Origin of the sequence: Ketobacter sp. GenoA1 (genome assembly GCF_003671475.1) — a bacterium.
Lineage (GTDB): Bacteria > Pseudomonadota > Gammaproteobacteria > Pseudomonadales > Ketobacteraceae > Ketobacter.
In genome coordinates, this window is the sequence record NZ_RCHM01000009.1 from 333,064 (window position 1) to 351,901 (window position 18,838).

An 18,838-nucleotide genomic window follows, 5' to 3' on the forward strand; every position below is an offset into this window, starting at 1 on the left:
TGAAGCGTTGTGAAAGACATAAAAAAACCGCCAACCGGCGGTTTTTTTATGTCTGGAATATGGTGGCTATGCCCTGATTTGAACAGGGGACCCCATCATTATGAGTGATGTGCTCTAACCAGCTGAGCTACATAGCCTTTTCGAGGGCGCAAATTCTCGCAAACCGTTATTGCGAAGTCAAGCAGAAGTGCTCAAATTAGACGTTGAATCGGAAGTGAATGACGTCACCGTCCTTGACGATATAATCCTTTCCCTCCAGGCGCCATTTGCCCGCTTCCTTGGCCCCCTGTTCGCCGTTATTGGCAACATAATCGTCGTAGCTCACCACTTCGGCGCGGATAAACCCCTTCTCAAAATCCGTATGGATGACACCGGCGGCCTGAGGTGCGGTTGCGCCCACCTTAACGGTCCAGGCTCGCACTTCCTTAACCCCGGCGGTGAAATAGGTTTGCAGCCCCAGCAGCTGGTAACCGGCGCGGATCACTCGGTCCAGGCCGGGCTCGTCCATGCCCAGATCGGCCATGAATTCCGCCTTGTCGGCGTCGTCCAGCTCGATGATTTCCTCTTCAATCTTGGCGCAGATGGGGACAACCTGTGCGTTTTCCGTTGCGGCCAGTTCCACCACTTTTTGTAGCAGGGGGTTGTCGTCAAAGCCTTCTTCTGACACGTTGGCGATATACATGGTGGGCTTGATGGTGAGCAGGTTCAGGGAGCGTATCTGCTTCAGTTCGTCGGCATCCAGGTCAGCAGCGCGGGCGGGCTTGCCTTCATTGAGCAACGGCAACACCTTTTCCAGCACCTTTTGCCGGGCAATAGCCTCTTTGTCGCCGCCCTTAGCCAGCTTTGCCGCCCGGGTAATGGCTTTTTCAACGCTGTCGAGATCCGCCAGTGCCAGTTCAGTGTTGATGATTTCAATGTCCGACAGTGGGTCAATTTTACCGGCCACGTGCACGATATTGCCATCTTCAAAGCAGCGTACCACATGGGCAATGGCGTCGGTTTCGCGGATGTTGGCGAGGAATTGATTGCCCAGGCCTTCTCCCTTGGAGGCGCCTTCCACCAGGCCCGCAATATCGACGAATTCCATGGTGGTGGGGACCGTGCGTTCGGGCTTTACGATTGCTGCCAGTTTATCCTGGCGCGGGTCGGGTACGGGAACCACACCGGTGTTGGGCTCGATGGTGCAAAACGGAAAGTTCTGGGCTTCAATGCCCGCTTTGGTGAGCGCGTTGAAGAGGGTTGATTTGCCCACATTTGGCAGACCGACAATACCGCACTTGATTCCCATAGGATGATTCCACTCTTTGGTTGGTTAGGACGACGCGGTGAAGCTGTGCAGGCGGTTCATCGCCTTGTTGGCATCGCCGCCGAGCAGGTCCGGAAGAGAGCGCAGGGCTTCGTCGATGGCGTCATCAATGAGTTGCTGTTCTTTGGCCGGTGCCTTGCTGAGCACAAATCCACTCACTTTCTCGGCACTGCCCGGGTGGCCGATGCCGATGCGTAAGCGGGCAAAATTCTTGTCGTTACCCAGTTTGCTGATGATATCACGCAAGCCGTTGTGGCCGCCGTGTCCGCCACCCTGTTTCAGTTTGGCAACACCGGGAGGCAGGTCCAATTCATCATGGGCCACCAGAATTCGGTCGACAGGGATTTTAAAAAAATGAGCGAAAGGGGCAACGGCCTGGCCGCTGATGTTCATGAATGTGGTGGGTATCAGAAGCCGGACGTCATGGCCGTTGAGGGTGGCCCGCCCGGTCAGGGCGTTGTACCTGGAGTCGTTGGTTAGGCTGGCGTTGGTTTGACGCGCCAACCTCTCCACGAACCAGGCGCCGGCATTGTGTCGGGTGTCTTCATATTGGCGGCCGGGGTTACCCAGTCCGACAATGAGTTCGATACCGTTTTTCAAATGCCGGGCTCCAGAGCTTACTCGGCGTCGTCAGCCGCGCCTTCTTCTTCCTCATCGGCAGCACCGCCGCGAGGCGCGTTAACCGATACCACCGGTTGGTCATGGTCTGCGCCCAACTGCAGTTCCTTGAGCTCCACGCCAGCAGGCAGTTTCAGATCACTTAAGTGGATAATGGTGCCGATTTCGGCAGCGGCCAGGTCCACTTCAATGAATTCAGGCAGGTCTTTCGCCAGACAGACCACTTCCACTTCCGACATTTGGTGAGCGATGGTGCCACCGTGCTGCTTGACGCCTGCACACTTTTCTTCATTGATGAAGTGCAGTGGGACGTTCATGTGCAGTTTGTGGGTGGTGTCGACCCGTTGGAAGTCGGCGTGAACCGGGTGTGACTTCGAGGGGTGACGTTGCAGGTCTTTCAACACTACCTGCTCGGCGCTGCCGTCCACGTCCAGGGTCAGAACGTGGGAATAGAACGCTTCGTTTTCCAGGGCTTTTACCAGCACCTTGAATTCAATGGCGATCTGCTGGGCAGGCTTGTTGGCACCGTATACGATACCCGGGATTTTATTTTCGAGACGACGCAGGCGGCGGCTCGCACCTTTCCCCGAGTCAGCTCGAGATGTTGCGCTAATGGTAAAATCACCTGACATGGGTGTTTCTCCTGTATAAAGCCTTTTGGGTTTCGCGACCAAACACCAGAAGGCGTGGTTAATGCCCTGTTGCCCCGGGTTAGTCCTTGGGGGCAAACATGGCGCTTAGGGATTCTTCGTTATTGATGCGACGGATGCATTCAGCCAGCATCGGAGCCAAGCTCAGTTGGCGAATTCGTTTGCAGGTTTTGCCGGTGGCAGACAGGGGGATGGTGTCCGTGATAACCAGCTCATCCATTTTTGATGCGTTCAGGTTGTCAATGGCCGGGCCGGAGAGTACCGCATGAGTGGCGTAGGCCACCACTTTGCTGGCACCATGATCCTTGAGCGCTTCTGCTGCTTTGCATAAGGTGCCGGCGGTGTCCACCATGTCGTCCACCAGGATGCAGGTGCGGCCTTCCACTTCACCAATGATGTGCATTACCTGTGAGGTGTTGGCTTTGGGGCGTCGTTTGTCGATGATGGCCAGATCGCAATCGTTCAGCTGCTTGGCAACAGCGCGGGCACGAACAACGCCGCCCACGTCCGGCGAGACCACCATCAGGTCATCGTAATTTTGCTTTTTAATGTCTTCCAGCAGTATCGGGGTGCCATAGACGTTGTCCACCGGGATGTCGAAAAAACCCTGGATCTGGTCTGCGTGGAGGTCTACTGTCAGCAGGCGATCAATGCCCACGGTTGTCAGCATGTCGGCCACCACTTTGGCGGTAATGGGGACGCGGGCAGATCGCACCCGGCGATCCTGGCGGGCGTAGCCGAAATAGGGAACAACCGCCGTGATGCGGCCAGCTGAGGCGCGGCGCAGGGCGTCGGCCATGACCAGTAGTTCCATTATGCTGTCATTGGTTGGGGCGCAGGTGGACTGAACGATGAACACGTCGCTGCCGCGCACGTTCTCGTTGATCTCGACCGAGATCTCGCCATCGCTGAACTTGCTTACTTCAGCATCCCCCATGGGGACGTGCAGATGCTTCGCCATTCTGGCGGCAAGTTCAGGGGTTGCGTTTCCAGTAAAAAGGATCAGATTGGACACGCCAGTCACCTTGTTATATCAGCCTACTGTGAGAATCTTGGGAAATATGGCAGGGCCGCCAGGATTCGAACCTGGGAATGACGGGATCAAAACCCGTTGCCTTACCGCTTGGCGACGGCCCTACAGCTTTGACAGATCCGGTGATCAGTCTGGGCGGCGAATCTTACCAGAAAATCACCAAATGTTTTAGACATTTTTTCCGGAATTTAGCACTGATCGGCCAAGGGCCCGGAAAACAATGGAGAGTGGTTGCAGCCTTTCGCGATCATCCAGGTAACTTCTTGATGTGTAATGCCAAATTCAGGCATTCCCAGAGTCAGCGTCTGCTGTTTTGCCCGGGCATCCGCTTCATCGCTGCATTGGATGAAGAGGCAGGCGCCACTTCCAGTCACTTTAGCTTTTCCTGCAGTTTCCATCAATGCAAGGCATCGTTGAATCAGTGGAAAGCGTTTTTTCAAGACCGGTTCGAAGTCGTTATGACCACCCCCGTTCAAGAAGTCGCGTATTTTGATGACCTTTGAATTTCTTGTCAATTGTTTTTCTTGGAAAAGTTCCGCTGTATTGGCATGGCAATCCGGTGCCGCAATCAGGTACCAGGGCTCAGCAATATCAACGTCTTGGAAGCGTTCTCCCACACCCTCAGCCAGTGCCGCATGGCCGTGTATGAAGATGGGCACATCCGCGCCAATGGCCAGCCCCAACTGCTGTAATTGTTGCCTTGTGAGCCCTGTGTTCCAGAGGTGGTTGAGGGCCACCAGAGTACTGGCCGCATTGGAAGAGCCGCCGCCGAGTCCGCCGCCCATCGGCAGCTGTTTTTCAACCCTGATGTGCGCTCCCTGATGGGTGCCGGTTGCCTGTTGCAGGCATCGGGCAGCCTGGTAGATAAGGTTGGCTTCATTGGGCACGCCTGGAATAGGGGGGGTGATCAGGCATTCCCCTGTGCTCAGGGTTTCAAAACTGAGGGTGTCACACAGATCCACGAATTGAAACAGGGTTTGCAGATTGTGGTAACCATCGGCCCGCCGTCCGGTAATGTGCAGGAACAGGTTGAGCTTGGCGGGGGATCTAACCGTTAACGTCATATTGGTGATGGGGGTGTGTCTTCGTGGGCGGGCAGGGGCAGCCACTCTTTGATAATCAATGTGACTTTCAGATCACCTTTGCTGATTTTGATCTTTTGTGGCAACAGGGTGTTGAGTGCGGTGCCGTAGCGATCGTATTGCAGAGTCCAGCCATTTTGGGTGAGGGTTTCCAGGGTGCCGAATTCGTTGTGGGTTTTGCTGCTTTTGCCATGGGGCGCGGGGATTCCCTTCACCCAGTACAGGAGCTGGTGAATGGGGATGACCCAGCCGGTGTGCTGTTCCACCAGTTGTTCCGGAGAATCCGAGATGTAGGTGCCATCGTTGTTTTCCAGGCGCGCACCATAGGGATTGCCGCTGATGATGGTGGAGCCTTGTCCCAGGGGGCCGGACAGCAGAATATAGAAGCTGTCAAATGACTGGCTCCAGTCCATATAGGCACTGCCACCGTCGTCGGCGGTGCGGACGCCGATCTTGCCTTTGATTTGCCACTCCTGCATCAGGGTCAGAGTACGGACGTGGTCAACCCAATCGAGTTTTGGCTGGTCCGGCGGTGGCGCGGGCATGTCATGGCTGGATTGCCACAGTTGGCACCCGCCCAACAGGATGCCCGCCACAAAAAGGGCGAGGGTTGATCTCAGTGTTCGGTAGTTTGGCACGAGTTTCTTCAATACAGGTTATGGCGTTGTGGGTAGGAAGCGTCCCATGACTTCTTTCAATACATCGCTCTCGGGGTTCTTCTCCAGAGCATTGCGCCAGATAATAGCAGCTTCTTCCCGTTGACCGGAAACCCAAAGTACTTCCCCCAGATGGGCGGCGATTTCCTGGTCATCGAACGCCTCATAAGCTTTGCGCAGGAAATCCAGTGCCACCTGGGTCTCGCCCAGGCGGTATTTGATCCATCCCATGCTATCAATAATGGCAGGATCGCTGGGGTTGAGATTGTAGGCACGCTCGATCAACTCCCAGGCTTCGTTTAGGCGTTGATTGCGGTTGGCAAAGGTGTAGCCCAGTGCGTTCAGCGCGGCGCTGTTGTTGGGTTGCAGCTCCAGTACTCTGCGCAGGTCTGCTTCCATCCCGGCAAAATCATCCAGCTGTTCTTTCAGCATGGCCCGGGTATAGAGCATGTTGGTGTCGTCAGGGAGTTGCTCCAGCCCTTGGTCCAGCACGGTGATCGCTTTTGCCATTTGGCCCGATGCAGACAGGACTTCACTCTTGGCCATGGTGAATTTGGCTTTCTCTGCGGGCATGGCGTCGGCCGCCTGGTCAAGTACCGCCAGAGCCTGGTCAACTTTGTTCTGGTCCTCCAGCATCAGTGCCATCTGGATCTGTGCCAGCGGGTATTGAGGCCCGACCCGAACCTGCTGAAAGTGGACGCTGGCGAGATCAAAGTCTTTTTCGCTGGCTGCGATGCGGGCCAGGTAGATGTTGGCTTCATCGGCGCGGTGTTTCATGTCCAGCAGTTTGTTGAAGTAGAGCCTGGCCTCGTCAATCTGTTTGTTCTCCCAGCTTAATAGCGCCAGTGACAGCACCAGGTCGCCGTCCAGGGGGAAGTTGCGGGACAGGCGATAGAATTGCTGCTGGGCCGCTGCCAGCTGGTTCTGTTGCATCAGGTAGCGGGCGTAGGCGACGCCCAGTCGCTTGTTTTCGGGCCAGAGGCTGGTTTGCTTGGCCAGATACTCCATGGCCTTGTCGTGCTGGTTGAGTGCGATCATGGATTGCGCCCGCGCCAGGATCGCGTTGCCGTAGCTGGGGGTGATATCCAGGGCTTCATCGTAATCGTGGATGGCTTGCTTGTGCTGACCGTTCATGGCTTCCAGCGCGCCTTTGGCGTACCAGAGCTTGTCGTCCTCGATGGTTTCCGTGTATTCGGTCAGCTTCGCCAGAATGGTTTGCCGGGTATCCTGGTTGGAGGTGCGGGATGCTTGCAGCAAATACTCAAAGTTCATGGTGCCGCCGCTGGCCATCAGCAGGTCCACCTGCGCCATGGCCTCTTCCAGTTTGCCAAAACGAATGAGTTCAATGGCGGCCAGCTCCCGGGGCACCGGATTGTGCGGTTCGATTTCCGACCAGAGCATGGAAGCATCCAGGGTGGCCTGGTGGGCACCCAGGTAGCGGGCGATGAACGTGGCCCGTTCCACGACCTGTGGATCGCGGGTTTCATGGGCCTGTTTCAGGTATTTGCCCAGCGCCACATCGGCCCGGTTGCGCTTGCCGGCAAATTCGGCCAGTAACAGTTCGAACAGGGTGTCATGCTCGAAGGGGCGGGTGGGACGGTCTTCGGCGGTGGCTTCGGGGGGCTTGACCGCTGCCTCCGGTTGATCGGTTTTGCCACTGCCAAGGGATGAGCACCCATTTAACATTAAAATGACTGTGGCGAGAACAACTACTAAAATTCGTTTATAAATCATGCGTATGCAGGCGGGCCTGTCGTTATGTTAACTTCAATAAAAGCAGGAATGTGGTGACCATGCAAGGAAATTATCCACAGACAGCCTCTCTAACTATAGATGCTCCGGGGGCCGGTATGTTCCCCTTCAGGGCCTGTCTTTGTGTATCTGTTAACAAACTCAGCCGAAATCAAGGCTTGTGTTATAATCCGGCGACTTTTTAGAGAGGGTGGTGAATAAAGACCCCGATCGGGCTTAAACCGTACCATGGCATTACTCGCATACGGCATCAATCATCGTACCGCATCCGTCGATATGCGGGAAAAGCTGGCATTCTCGCCGGACACCGTTATCAGCGCACTGAACGAGGTGCGGGATCAGGCGCGCCTGCGTGAGGTGGCCATCCTCTCGACCTGTAACCGCACCGAGCTGTACTGTTGTGCGGAGGTTGAAGATTCCGGCCCTTTACTGGCCTGGTTGGGGCATTATCATGGATTACCCATGGACCAGATCTCCCGTTGTGTGTATGAATTCTGGAATGAAGCAGCAGTACGTCACCTGATGCGGGTGGCCAGTGGCCTGGATTCTATGGTGTTGGGGGAACCCCAGATCCTGGGGCAACTGAAATCTGCGTATTCGGTGGCACAGGAGGCCCGTACCGTGGGCCCCGAGCTGGGCCGCCTGTTCCAGCACTCGTTCTCGGCCGCCAAACAGGTTCGAACCCAGACCGGGATCGGCACCAATCCGGTATCGGTGGCATTTGCCTCGGTTAAACTGGCCAAGCGGATTTTTTCCGACTTGAGCAAAACCTCCGTGTTGTTAATCGGAGCAGGCGAGACTGTGGAGCTGGTAGCCCGTCATTTGGTGGAGCAAGGGGTGAAGCACATTACGGTTGCCAACCGGACCCTGTCCCGCGCCAATGCCATTGCCGAAGAATTCAATGGTCACGCAATTACCCTCAGCGATATTCCGCTGGCCCTGCCCCGGGCCGATATTGTCATTTCCTCCACCGCCAGCCCGTTGCCGATTCTGGGTAAAGGGGCGGTGGAGCATGCGCTCAAACTGCGCAAGCACAAGCCCATGTTCATGATGGATATCGCTGTACCGCGGGACATCGAAGAGGAAGTGGCGGAGCTGGCGGACGTGTATCTGTATACGGTGGACGATCTGCAGCAGGTGGTGGATGAAAACCGCCGCCAGCGCCAGGAGGCGGCCAGCAAAGCGGAGCGCCTGGTGGACAGCTGCATGGCGCAGTTCATGGACTCCCTCAAGAGCCTGGATGCTGTGGATGCCATTCGCGATTATCGCCACAAGCTGGAAGCCCTGCGTCAAATGGAGCTGGAAAAAGCGTTGGCCCAGATCCGCACCGGTGGTGACCCTGAGCAGGTGTTGCAGCGAATGAGCCGCTCGCTGATTAATAAAGTCATGCATGCGCCCACAACCCAGCTGCGCCAGGCAGCGGAAAACGGTCGCAATGATCAGATCGAATGGGCACAGAAACTACTGGGTATTACCGAACCCACCAAGCCGGATTAGCTGGGCTGTCCTTTTACCTTCCTTTTTAATACCCTTTGCACCAGACGGGCCCCGTCGGAACAGGATATCGTTACATGAAAGATTCTTTGAGAATGAAATTGGCCAGCCGCAGCGAACGCTATGAAGAAGTGGGCATGCTGCTGAGCCAGCCGGATGTGATTTCGGATCAAAATAAATTTCGCAAGCTGTCCCAGGAATACGCTGAAATAGAACCGGTGGTACAGTGCTACCGCGAGTATGATCAGGTGCTGAAAAATATTGATGAGGCAAAAAGCTGGCTCAGTGATCCCGATCTGAAAGAAATGGGTGAAGAAGAGTTGTCCGTCAATGAAGAAAAGCGTGAGCAGCTGGAGCAGGATCTGCAGCGCCTGATGTTGCCCCGGGACCCCTTCGACGGCAGTAATGTATTTTTGGAAATACGTGCCGGTACCGGGGGGGATGAGGCTGCCATTTTTGCCGGTGACCTGTATCGCATGTATTCCCGTTATGCGGAAAACCGGGGCTGGCGCATTGAGATTGTCAGTCAGAATGAAGGGGAGCACGGAGGCTACAAGGAAATTATCTGCCGTGTTATCGGTGATAACGTCTATTCCCACCTGAAGTTTGAATCCGGTGCCCATCGGGTGCAGCGGGTTCCTGCCACCGAATCCCAGGGCCGCATTCATACCTCTGCCTGTACGGTTGCCATTTTACCGGAGGCCGATGAGGTGACCGACATTGATGTGCGCAGTGAGGATTTGCGCATTGATACCTATCGTTCTTCCGGTGCCGGAGGCCAACACGTCAATACCACGGATTCCGCGGTGCGTATTACCCATTTGCCATCCGGTGTTGTGGTGGAATGTCAGGATGAACGCTCGCAGCATAAAAACAAGGCCAAGGCCATGTCGTTGCTGAAGTCGCGTTTGCTGCAGCATGCGCAGGATCAGCAACACAAGGAAACCAGCGATGCCCGCCGTAATCTGGTGGGCAGCGGCGATCGCTCGGAGCGAATTCGTACTTATAACTACCCGCAGGGCCGGGTCACGGATCACCGCATTAATTTGACCTTGTACAAACTGTCGGAGGTGATGGAAGGTGAACTGGGTGACGTTATTCAGCCGCTGATCAGTGAATATCAAGCGGATCAGTTAGCCGCGTTGTCTGAAGAAGCCTGATGGCCACGGTCGCCAGCGCTCTGCGGTGGGCGGAACTCAGATTGGCGGAGGCTGCTCCGGAGTTGCTGGAGTATTGCAAGGTGGACAGCCAATGGTTGCTTGCACATGTTGTGCAGCGCAACAGTGCCTGGCTGCGGGCCTGGCCGGAGCATGGGTTAACAGCGGATCAGTGGCAACAGTACCAGCATTTGATTGAGCGACGTTGCGCCGGGGAACCGGTGGCGTATCTGATTGGCCAACAGGGCTTCTGGACGTTTGATCTTGCGGTAACGGAAGATACTCTGGTGCCGCGCCCGGATACAGAGCTGCTGGTGGAACAGGTGCTGGCGCTGGCGGAAGACGGGCCGCTGGATGTAGTGGATCTTGGTACCGGGACGGGCGCCATTGCCCTGGCGTTGGCCAGTGAACGGCCTCGCTGGAAGGTGACCGCAACCGATGTGTACGCGCCGACCTTAGAGGTTGCACGGTACAACAGTGAAACGCTGTCACTACCGGTTCGCTGTGTGCAAAGTGCCTGGTTTGATAACCTGGAGCATGAGCGTTTCCATATCATTGTCTCCAATCCCCCTTACATCGAAGAGCTGGATGGGCACCTGCAGGGACTGGGCGTGCGTTTCGAACCAAGGCGGGCCCTGGCATCCGGCCGCGACGGCCTGGATGACATCCGCTGCATTGTGGCCGCTGCCCCGCAACACCTGCGTGCGCAGGGTTGGTTAGTGCTGGAACATGGCTACAACCAGGGGGCGGCCGTGCGTGATCTGATGCAGGCGCAGGGCTTTGTTGGCATCAAAACCGTGCGGGATCTGGCGTCCAATGAGCGTGTGACGCTGGGGCAATGGCCGGTTCGGCAAACAGACAGGGAGGATAACGGTCATGCTGACCGATGATGAATTGTTGCGTTACAGCCGCCAGATCATGTTGCCGGAAGTGGATATTGCCGGCCAGGAAAAACTGCGTGAAGCCACTGTACTGGTGGTTGGGCTGGGGGGGCTGGGCTCACCGGTGGCGATGTATCTGGCGGCAGCAGGTGTCGGTAAACTGGTGTTGGTGGATCACGATCAGGTGGATCTGAGCAATTTGCAGCGGCAGATTATTCACACAACGGATCGAATTGGCTGTGACAAAGTGCGCTCTGCCCAAATTGCCATTGCCCAGCTGAATCCGGAGTGCCAGGTGCAGACCATCACCGCTCAGCTCGGTCATGAAAACGGGGAAACGTTAGTGGGTGATTGCCAGGTCATTGTGGATTGCAGCGACAATTTCCAGGTGCGTTTTCTGTTGAACCGGTTGAGCGTTAAACATCAGCTTCCTCTGGTGTCCGGAGCGGCCATTCGGATGGAGGGGCAGGTCAGCGTCTATGACCCAAGGCAGCCGGACAGCCCCTGCTATCGTTGCCTCTATCAGGAAACCGGTGCAGAGGATCAACGCTGTACCAGCAACGGTGTGCTGGCTCCCGTGGTGGGGGTCATCGGCGCACTGCAGGCGACGGAAACCGTCAAGCTGATCGCCGGCATCGGTGACAGTCTGGTGGGGCATTTGGTCCTGGTGGATTTTCTCACCATGGAATTCCGCAGCATCCGCCTGAAACAAGATGCCACTTGTCCGGTGTGCGGATAATCCAATCTTACAATGGCGCCCACGTAACGCTGCCAGAGCCCGGAAACCGTGACTTGGCTGCTGCAGGCTTGGCATTGCAAAGTGGGGGCGTTAATCTGTGTTCTCGGTATAGCCCATTCTAACCACAAGGAAACCTCGATTATGAAAACCCGCGCCGCCGTCGCCTGGGAAGCAGGCAAACCCCTCTGTATTGAAGAAGTGGATCTGCAGGGCCCCAAACAAGGGGAAGTCATGGTGCAGTTGGTGGCCACCGGCGTCTGCCATACGGATGCCTATACTCTGAGTGGAGCGGATCCCGAAGGCATATTTCCTTCCATTCTGGGGCACGAGGGTGCGGGTGTGGTGGTGGAGGTTGGCCCGGGGGTAAACAGTGTGGCCGTGGGTGATCATGTGATTCCGCTGTATACCCCTGAGTGCGGCAAGTGCAAGTTCTGTCTCTCCGGTAAAACCAATTTGTGTCAGGCGATTCGGGCCACCCAAGGGCAGGGGCTGATGCCGGATGGCTCCTCCCGCTTTAGTCAGAACGGCAAAATGATTCACCATTATATGGGAACCTCCACTTTTTCCGAGTATACGGTGTTGCCGGAAATCGCGGTGGCAAAAATCAACCAGGCCGCGCCGCTGGATAAGGTGTGTTTACTGGGTTGCGGTATCACCACCGGGATTGGTGCGGTGCTGAATACCGCCAAGGTTGAACCCGGTGCCACCGTGGCGGTGTTTGGATTGGGTGGGATCGGGCTCTCTGTCATCCAGGGCGCGGTGATGGCCAAGGCGGAACGTATCATTGCCGTTGACCTGAATGAAGACAAGTTTGAGATGGCCAGGATGTTGGGTGCCACCGATTTTGTGAATCCAAAAAACTATGATGCACCTATTCAGGAAGTGATTGTGGAATTGACTGACGGCGGTGTCGATTATTCCTTCGAGTGCATCGGCAATGTCAATGTGATGCGCTCGGCACTGGAGTGTTGCCACAAGGGCTGGGGTGAATCGGTGATCATCGGTGTGGCCGGTGCCGGACAGGAGATCTCCACCCGACCATTTCAGCTGGTGACCGGGCGCGTATGGCGGGGCAGTGCGTTCGGGGGGGTAAAAGGCCGCACTCAGTTGCCGGATTATGTAGAGCGTTATATGAATGGCGAAATCAAGATTGATGAAATGGTGACGTACACCATGCCTCTGGACGAAATCAATCGCGCGTTTGATCTGATGCACGACGGAAAGGCCATTCGCTCGGTTGTGATTTACTGACAGGAGTGGAAGATGGAATTGCTGGAAGAGGTGAAATGCTTTGACGGGCGCCAGCTCCGCCTCAAGCATCGTTCGGCATGCTGCCAATGTGACATGGTGTTCTCCCTGTTTTTGCCACCACAGGTGGAGCAGGGGCCGGTGCCGCTGATATGGTGGTTGTCCGGTCTGACCTGCAATGATCAGAATTTTGTGACCAAAGCCGGTGCCCAGCGGATGGCAAGTGCGTTGGGCCTGGCCATTGTCGCTCCGGACACCAGCCCCAGAGGGGATGGGGTAGCGGATGATCCGGAGGCTGCCTGGGATTTTGGCTTGGGGGCTGGTTTTTATGTGAATGCCACCGAGTCACCCTATGACCGGCATTATCACATGTATGATTACGTGCAGCAGGAACTGCCCGCCATCATCGCCGAGGCGTTCCCGCTGGATATGGCGCGCCAGAGTATCATGGGGCATTCCATGGGGGGCCATGGTGCGTTGACTCTGGCCTTGAATCACCCGCAACAGTACCAATCAGTGTCTGCGTTTGCCCCTATCTGCGCACCCACGCAGTGTGCCTGGGGCGAAAAGGCACTGGCGGGTTACCTGGGGCCTGACCGCAGCGCCTGGGCCAACCACGACGCGGTCGCGCTGTTATTGGAGAGAGGTTTCGATAAACCAATCCTGGTGGATCAGGGGGCGGCTGATGGTTTTTTGGAGAATCAATTAAAACCCGAACTGCTGATGCAGGCCTGCCTGCAGGCGGGGGTGCCGTTAACCTTGAACCGCCGCGACGGGTATGATCACAGCTACTATTTTATTGCCAGCTTTATCGAGGATCACTTGCGCTATCACGGGCAGTTTCTGCAGTAGCGGTTGCAGGCCGGCAGCTATTGGATTTTGGTGCCGGCCTTTTTCACTTTTTTCGCAATGCTTTTGTCGTCTCCCCACAGGCAAACCACGAACACGTTGGCGTCGATATTCAGCGCCTCCTCCACTGACTTGATGATGGCTTCGAAGCTGAGGTAAAGGCCTTTCGGTCGGAACGCCAGGATATAGACCGGGTCGGCGTCGTTGTAGGGCAGGGTTTTCTGCGCCAGCCAGGTAGCCCCCACATTTTTATGCGCGGCAAGGGTTTGCAGCAACTGGCCCTGTAAGTCTGCATCGATGCGGGGGGCGGTAAAGTGATCGCTGTCCGCAATGTGGGACTGTGCTTCGGCAATGGCCTGATGTTTATCCGCTGCGGTGCGTGCTTGTTGCCACCATTGTTCTGCTTCACGTTCTTTTTTCAGGTTCATCAAGAGGTCGTATCCCCAGCGTGCGGCATCGCCGATGGTGTTGGGGCTTTCAAATGCAATTCTCAGATAGTCCAGCGCCGATTCATCCTGCTTGCGCGCCAGAATCAGGCCCACATAGTAGCCGGCGCCAACACTGTGTGGATGACGCTGATGAAACGCAAGGAACAGGGGTAAAGCGGTTTCATCGTTCTCGAACTCAAAAGCCGCATGGGCCAATTCCCAGAGTTTGTCGTCGGTCAACGTCTGTGGATCCAGGTCTTTTGACTCAGCCAGTAGCTGTTTCGAGTGTTGGACGTATTCGTAGCGGTTCTTCCATTTCTCATTGTTGTTTTTCATCCACTGCTGATCGAAGTGGTGCAGCAACTTCTCATACCGGGAACCCAGCCAGGCTTCTGCGGCGTTGGTGGTGAAGGTGTCCGGCACCACCGCCTGATCGGTCAGGCTGGTGACCCGATCTTTTAACGCCGGGTGGGTGTCGGCGTAGTGTGTTTCCACCTGCATTTCCTGCCGGATTAGTGCCAGCACCTGCTCGCGGCTGATGGGGGATTGTTTGAGGAATGTCGCCAAACCTGCATAGGGCGCGGTCGGTGGTGTGGGGGCTGTGTCGGCCTGTTGAAAATAATGATCCCAGTATTCCTGCTCGATGTAGGGGGCTTTGGTGTATACGTTGATCAGCGCTTTCGCTGCCGTGGCCGGCGAGGTGAGTTCTGCGGCAACACGGTCTGCTTCGTACTCGTTGTTGCGGGCCAGTGCAAATGAGTAGGCGGAGAATTTAGGGGCATACCAGTCGAAGAAGCGTCGCATTAATCCGGCCCCGAACGAATTGCTTTGGTCAAAGGCTTCCATGACCCGAAACCAGGTAATGCGCACGCGGTAGATCCAGCCGGAAAAGCGGCTGTGATTGCCTGATAGGTGGCCGAACTCGTGGGCCAGTACCGACTTCATCTCCTGTGGCGAGAGGGCCAGCAGCAGTTGCAAACCCAGAAACAGCGTATTTTGCTGGCCACCGAAAAGCCCGAATCGCGGGTGCTGCACAACCGCCGCATTCAGCCGGTCATCGAGTATAACCTGGTGAATGGTAAGTGCGTCCAGGGTATGGGTGAGGTGGTCTATTTCCTGGAACAGCTCTGGGTATTTATCCCGTTCCAGCAGGTAACCGCTGGGGGGATCGAATTTGACCCACAGGGCACGCAGAAAGGTCCAGATGGCGATTAGAATCAGAAAGATGAATTTTTTCTTCACCAGCAACAAAAACAGGCTGCTGCTGACCAGCGCGGTGACCACCGTACCACCTACCAGCAAAACAAGTGTGATGAGCACGGCAAATATTACTCCATAACCCAGGGCGGCAAACAGGGCCAGCTTGATCTTGTAGCGATTGATATCTTGTTCAGCTTCCGCTTCGGATTGTTTTACCAGCTCAATAAATTGCTGCTCATTCAATTCGGCCATTGATGGGGGTCCAGTGGTTATTTGAGGAAGAGAACAGTGAATCTGCATTCGATCAATGTGGTGATCGCGGCTCTGCCCGGTGGGCCAGCCACCTTCTGGTCAGTAGCGAACTCAAGTACTCAGTAGCAAACTTAGGTTTGGTCAGTGTCGTATTTAAGTGTTGTATTGATTTAAAAAAATGCCGAACATCCGCTGGGATTGTTCGGCATTTTTGTGAGCTGGATCACACCAGTTTTTTCGCCAGAATCTGATTGACCATCTGTGGGTTGGCTTTGCCCTTGGAGGCTTTCATGGTTTGCCCGACAAAGTAACCGATCAGCTTCTTGCGTTTGTTGTCATCCGCTGCCAGGAACTGTGCCACCTGATCCGGGCTGTCGGCGATCACCTGATCCACGATGGCCTCGATGGCGCCGGTGTCGGTTTCCTGCTTCAGGCCCTTGGATTCGATGATGTCGTCGGCCGTGCCACCATTGTTCCACAGTTCCTCAAAGATCTGCTTGGCGATTTTGCCGGAAATGGTGTTGTCGGCAATTCGTTTCAGCAATCCGCCCAGCTGTGCTGCGTTCACCGGGCTGGCGTCGATCTCCTGGTCATTCTTGTTGAGGGCACCCAGTAATTCCACGCTGACCCAGTTGGCACACAACTTGGGTTTGGCGCCGGAAACGGACACCACCGTTTCAAAGTAGTCCGCCAGTACCCGGTCGGCAGCCAGCACCCGGGCATCGTATTCAGACAATTCCAGCTCCGTCATAAAGCGTTCAATTTTCTGGCCTGGTAATTCCGGCAAATCGGCACGCACCCGATTCAGCATCTGTTCGGTGACTTCCAGCGGCAGCAGATCCGGGTCGGGGAAATAGCGATAGTCATTGGCTTCTTCTTTGCTGCGCATGGCAAAGGTCTTGTCCTTCACCGGATCGTACAGTACGGTCGCCTGCTGGATCTTGCGGCCGGATTCCAGCTCATCCATCTGCCATTCAATCTCGGCGTTGATGGCTTTTTCCACGAAGCGGAATGAGTTGACGTTCTTGATCTCGCGGCGGGTACCGAATTCGGTTTCCCCTTTTTGACGCAGGGACACGTTGCAGTCGCAGCGCATGGAACCCTGGGACATATTGCCGTCGGAGATGTTCAGATACCGGATCAGGGAATGGATGGCTTTGGCGTAGGCCACCGCTTCCTTGGCGGAGCGCATATCCGGCTCGGACACAATTTCCAGCAGGGGGGTGCCGGCCCGGTTCAGGTCGATGCCGGTCATGCCCTGAAAGTCTTCGTGCAGGGATTTGCCGGCGTCCTCTTCCAGATGGGCGCGGGTAACACCAATGCGTTTGGTGCTGCCGTCTTCCAGCGTGATATCCACGTGCCCTTTGCCGACGATGGGCAGTTCGAACTGGGATATCTGGTAGCCTTTGGGCAGATCCGGATAGAAATAATTTTTGCGGGCGAAAACAGACCGCGGCGTAATTTCCGCATCAATACCCAGGCCGAACTTGATGGCTTTGGTAACGGCATCGGCGTTCAGTACCGGCAGTACACCGGGCATGCCCAAATCGATGAGCGCGGCTTGGGTGTTGGGTTCAGCACCGAAGGTGGTGGCGGAACCGGAAAAAATTTTTGACTGGGTGGCAAGCTGCACATGCACTTCCAACCCGATGACCACTTCCCAGGACATGGCGGGCCTCCTTATGCAAATGCCGCTGGCAATTGCGCATGCCAGCCGGTTTCTTGTTGATAGCGGTGGGCCACGTTCAGCAAACGGGACTCGTCGAAGTAATTGCCAATGATCTGCAGACCCACGGGCAGGCCGTTGCTCATGCCGGCGGGAATGGAGATGCCGGGCAATCCGGCCATATTAACCGAAATGGTGTAGATGTCTGACAGATACATGGAGACCGGATCTGCGGCCTTCTCACCCAGCTTGAAACCGGCATTGGGTGCGGTGGGGCCCATGATTACATCCACGTTATTGAAGGCTTCATCAAAATCATTCTTGATCAGGCGGCGCACCTTCTGTGCCTTCAGGTAATAGGCATCATAATACCCGGCAGACAGCGCATAGGTGCCGATCATAATGCGGCGTTTGACTTCTTCCCCAAAGCCTTCGCCGCGGCTGCGTTTGTAGAGGTCTTCCAGGTCAGCTGGGTCTTTGCAGCGATAACCGAAACGCACTCCATCAAAGCGCGAAAGGTTGGAGGAAGCTTCGGCCGGGGCCACAACGTAGTACGCAGGAATGGACAGATGCGTGTTGGGCAGCTCAATGTCCACCAGGGTGGCACCGAGCTTTTCGTAAAGTGCGATGGCTTCCTGCACTACTTTACCCACATCGGCATCCAGCCCCTGTTCGAAAAACTGTCTGGGCAGGCCGATGCGCAGACCATCCAAAGGCTGGGTCAGGCTCGCCGTGTAATCCGGCACTTCGATGTCGGTGCTGGTGGAATCCTTGGGGTCGAAACCGGCCATGGCATTCATCAGCAGGGCGGCATCTTCGGCGGTTTGCGTCATGGGGCCGCCCTGATCCAGTGAGGAGGCAAAGGCGATCATGCCCCAGCGGGATACCCGGCCGTAGGTGGGTTTCAAGCCGGTAATGCCACACAGGCTGGCGGGTTGACGGATGGAGCCGCCGGTGTCGGTGCCGGTGGCCGCCGGTGTCAGGCGGGCGGCTACCGCCGCGGCGGAGCCGCCGGAAGAACCACCGGAAACATGCTCCGTCTGCCAGGGATTTTTCACCGGCCCGTAATAACTGGTTTCGTTGGAGGAGCCCATGGCGAACTCGTCCATGTTGGTTTTGCCCAGGGTGACCATGCCGGCATCGGCCATTTTCTCCACCACCGTGGCATTATAGGGCGCGATAAAATTATCCAGCATTTTTGATGCACAGGAGGTTTTGATGCCCTGGGTGCAAAAGATGTCTTTATGGGCAATGGGCACGCCGGTCAGGGGGGCGGCATTACCTGCCGCGCGCCGCTGGTCGGCGGCTTTGGCCTGGGCCAGAGCCTGCTCTTCGGTAACCGTGATGAAACTGTTTACCGCAGGGTCGTGCTGCTTGATGCGATCCAGAAAATGCTGCGTCAGCTCCTGGCTGGACACGTCACCTGCCGCCAATGCATCGGACAGGGCTTTCAGGGTTTGGCTATGCATGAATTGGTTACCTGATCATTCAATTGGCTTTTATTCAATCACTTGGGGCACAAGATAGAGCCCGTCTTCAGTGGCTGGGGCAATGCTCTGGTACTGGTCGCGGTGGTTGCTCTCCGTCACCACGTCTTCCCGCAGGCGTTGTACCGCATCGGTGGGGTGCGCCATGGGTTCGATACCGTCGGTGGGAGCCGCCTGCAATTGCTCAATCATGCCCAGAATGGAGGAAAGCCGTTCTGTGGTGGCGTCGATCTCGCTGTCGGCTACCTGCAATCGGGCCAGGTGAGCGATTTTGACTACGTCTTCTTTGTCCAATGCCATGGGGGTCTCCGGCAGTGAATTCGGCAAAGGGCGTATGGTA

General features: G+C 56.1%; 17 protein-coding genes and 2 tRNA genes. 6 read left to right on the forward strand and 13 right to left on the reverse strand.

Annotated elements, in window-relative coordinates; genetic code table 11:
* Nucleotides 1-60: 60 nt before the first annotated feature.
* The 9 genes from D9N13_RS02880 to D9N13_RS02920 all read right to left on the reverse strand — a co-directional run bounded on the left by D9N13_RS02880 (nt 61) and on the right by D9N13_RS02920 (nt 7,031).
* Nucleotides 61-137, reverse strand: a tRNA-Met gene (locus D9N13_RS02880).
* A 59-nt stretch (nt 138-196) separates the two neighbouring features.
* A complete protein-coding gene (gene ychF, locus D9N13_RS02885) occupies nt 197-1,288 on the reverse strand; it encodes a redox-regulated ATPase YchF (protein ID WP_290585603.1) in 1,092 nt (363 codons plus the stop codon).
* A 24-nt stretch (nt 1,289-1,312) separates the two neighbouring features.
* Nucleotides 1,313-1,906, reverse strand: coding sequence for an aminoacyl-tRNA hydrolase (gene pth / locus D9N13_RS02890; RefSeq protein ID WP_290585605.1), 594 nt, complete (start codon nt 1,904-1,906; stop codon nt 1,313-1,315).
* A gap of 17 nt (nt 1,907-1,923) precedes the next feature.
* Nucleotides 1,924-2,556 carry a 50S ribosomal protein L25/general stress protein Ctc gene (locus D9N13_RS02895; RefSeq protein WP_290585607.1) on the reverse strand — a complete coding sequence of 211 codons (633 nt, stop codon included), beginning with the start codon at nt 2,554-2,556 and terminating at the stop codon, nt 1,924-1,926.
* 79 nt (nt 2,557-2,635) lie between these two features.
* Nucleotides 2,636-3,580, reverse strand: coding sequence for a ribose-phosphate pyrophosphokinase (locus tag D9N13_RS02900; RefSeq protein ID WP_411268125.1), 945 nt, complete (start codon nt 3,578-3,580; stop codon nt 2,636-2,638).
* Between the two features lie 56 nt (nt 3,581-3,636).
* Nucleotides 3,637-3,711: transfer RNA gene (locus D9N13_RS02905), tRNA-Gln, on the reverse strand.
* A gap of 84 nt (nt 3,712-3,795) precedes the next feature.
* Nucleotides 3,796-4,671, reverse strand: a complete 876-nt coding sequence (gene ispE / locus D9N13_RS02910; protein WP_290585612.1) for a 4-(cytidine 5'-diphospho)-2-C-methyl-D-erythritol kinase — start codon at nt 4,669-4,671, stop codon at nt 3,796-3,798.
* Nucleotides 4,668-5,327 (reverse strand): lipoprotein insertase outer membrane protein LolB, encoded by a 660-nt coding sequence (gene lolB / locus D9N13_RS02915; RefSeq protein WP_290585615.1) that lies wholly within the window; start codon nt 5,325-5,327, stop codon nt 4,668-4,670. The genes ispE and lolB overlap by 4 nt, the downstream gene beginning before the upstream one ends.
* Before the next feature lie 18 nt (nt 5,328-5,345).
* Nucleotides 5,346-7,031 carry a tetratricopeptide repeat protein gene (locus D9N13_RS02920; protein WP_290585618.1) on the reverse strand — a complete coding sequence of 562 codons (1,686 nt, stop codon included), beginning with the start codon at nt 7,029-7,031 and terminating at the stop codon, nt 5,346-5,348.
* A gap of 294 nt (nt 7,032-7,325) precedes the next feature.
* Between D9N13_RS02920 and hemA the strand changes: the two genes are divergently transcribed.
* The 6 genes from hemA to fghA all read left to right on the forward strand — a co-directional run bounded on the left by hemA (nt 7,326) and on the right by fghA (nt 13,468).
* Nucleotides 7,326-8,594 (forward strand): glutamyl-tRNA reductase, encoded by a 1,269-nt coding sequence (hemA, locus tag D9N13_RS02925; protein ID WP_290585621.1) that lies wholly within the window; start codon nt 7,326-7,328, stop codon nt 8,592-8,594.
* A gap of 74 nt (nt 8,595-8,668) precedes the next feature.
* Nucleotides 8,669-9,751 carry a peptide chain release factor 1 gene (gene prfA / locus D9N13_RS02930; protein ID WP_290585623.1) on the forward strand — a complete coding sequence of 361 codons (1,083 nt, stop codon included), beginning with the start codon at nt 8,669-8,671 and terminating at the stop codon, nt 9,749-9,751.
* Entirely contained in the window at nt 9,751-10,638 is an 888-nt protein-coding gene (gene prmC, locus D9N13_RS02935; RefSeq protein ID WP_290585626.1) for a peptide chain release factor N(5)-glutamine methyltransferase, read from the forward strand. Before prfA ends, prmC begins: the two co-directional genes overlap by 1 nt.
* Nucleotides 10,625-11,368 (forward strand): HesA/MoeB/ThiF family protein, encoded by a 744-nt coding sequence (locus D9N13_RS02940; RefSeq protein ID WP_290585628.1) that lies wholly within the window; start codon nt 10,625-10,627, stop codon nt 11,366-11,368. Before prmC ends, D9N13_RS02940 begins: the two co-directional genes overlap by 14 nt.
* A gap of 138 nt (nt 11,369-11,506) precedes the next feature.
* Nucleotides 11,507-12,619, forward strand: coding sequence for an S-(hydroxymethyl)glutathione dehydrogenase/class III alcohol dehydrogenase (locus tag D9N13_RS02945; RefSeq protein WP_317622455.1), 1,113 nt, complete (start codon nt 11,507-11,509; stop codon nt 12,617-12,619).
* A 12-nt stretch (nt 12,620-12,631) separates the two neighbouring features.
* Nucleotides 12,632-13,468: an S-formylglutathione hydrolase gene (fghA, locus tag D9N13_RS02950; protein ID WP_290585634.1), complete on the forward strand. Its 837-nt coding sequence runs from the start codon at nt 12,632-12,634 to the stop codon at nt 13,466-13,468.
* Between the two features lie 17 nt (nt 13,469-13,485).
* Here fghA and D9N13_RS02955 read toward each other — a convergent pair whose 3' ends face one another.
* From D9N13_RS02955 to gatC, 4 genes are all read right to left on the reverse strand, one after another.
* The gene (locus tag D9N13_RS02955) at nt 13,486-15,345 is read right to left on the reverse strand and encodes a M48 family metallopeptidase (RefSeq protein ID WP_290585638.1); all 1,860 of its coding nucleotides are present in this window, start codon (nt 15,343-15,345) and stop codon (nt 13,486-13,488) included.
* Between the two features lie 223 nt (nt 15,346-15,568).
* On the reverse strand, nt 15,569-17,014 hold the full coding sequence (gene gatB / locus D9N13_RS02960) for an Asp-tRNA(Asn)/Glu-tRNA(Gln) amidotransferase subunit GatB (RefSeq protein WP_290585640.1): 1,446 nt from the start codon (nt 17,012-17,014) through the stop codon (nt 15,569-15,571).
* Nucleotides 17,015-17,025: 11 nt separating this feature from the next.
* Complete coding sequence (gatA, locus tag D9N13_RS02965) at nt 17,026-18,480, reverse strand: Asp-tRNA(Asn)/Glu-tRNA(Gln) amidotransferase subunit GatA (protein ID WP_290585642.1); 1,455 nt, start codon at nt 18,478-18,480, stop codon at nt 17,026-17,028.
* Nucleotides 18,481-18,510: 30 nt separating this feature from the next.
* Entirely contained in the window at nt 18,511-18,798 is a 288-nt protein-coding gene (gene gatC, locus D9N13_RS02970; protein ID WP_290585644.1) for an Asp-tRNA(Asn)/Glu-tRNA(Gln) amidotransferase subunit GatC, read from the reverse strand.
* Between the last annotated feature and the right edge of the window lie 40 nt (nt 18,799-18,838).

Coding starts and splice junctions, on each gene's coding strand:
- D9N13_RS02895 (WP_290585607.1), bottom strand. CDS start 2,556: ATGTCAGGTGATTTTACCATTAGCGCAACATCTCGAGCTGACTCGGGG.
- ychF (WP_290585603.1), bottom strand. CDS start 1,288: ATGGGAATCAAGTGCGGTATTGTCGGTCTGCCAAATGTGGGCAAATCA.
- gatB (WP_290585640.1), bottom strand. CDS start 17,014: ATGTCCTGGGAAGTGGTCATCGGGTTGGAAGTGCATGTGCAGCTTGCC.
- D9N13_RS02940 (WP_290585628.1), top strand. CDS start 10,625: ATGCTGACCGATGATGAATTGTTGCGTTACAGCCGCCAGATCATGTTG.
- gatA (WP_290585642.1), bottom strand. CDS start 18,480: ATGCATAGCCAAACCCTGAAAGCCCTGTCCGATGCATTGGCGGCAGGT.
- prfA (WP_290585623.1), top strand. CDS start 8,669: ATGAAAGATTCTTTGAGAATGAAATTGGCCAGCCGCAGCGAACGCTAT.
- D9N13_RS02955 (WP_290585638.1), bottom strand. CDS start 15,345: ATGGCCGAATTGAATGAGCAGCAATTTATTGAGCTGGTAAAACAATCC.
- ispE (WP_290585612.1), bottom strand. CDS start 4,671: ATGACGTTAACGGTTAGATCCCCCGCCAAGCTCAACCTGTTCCTGCAC.
- prmC (WP_290585626.1), top strand. CDS start 9,751: ATGGCCACGGTCGCCAGCGCTCTGCGGTGGGCGGAACTCAGATTGGCG.
- D9N13_RS02920 (WP_290585618.1), bottom strand. CDS start 7,031: ATGTTAAATGGGTGCTCATCCCTTGGCAGTGGCAAAACCGATCAACCG.
- fghA (WP_290585634.1), top strand. CDS start 12,632: ATGGAATTGCTGGAAGAGGTGAAATGCTTTGACGGGCGCCAGCTCCGC.
- gatC (WP_290585644.1), bottom strand. CDS start 18,798: ATGGCATTGGACAAAGAAGACGTAGTCAAAATCGCTCACCTGGCCCGA.
- hemA (WP_290585621.1), top strand. CDS start 7,326: ATGGCATTACTCGCATACGGCATCAATCATCGTACCGCATCCGTCGAT.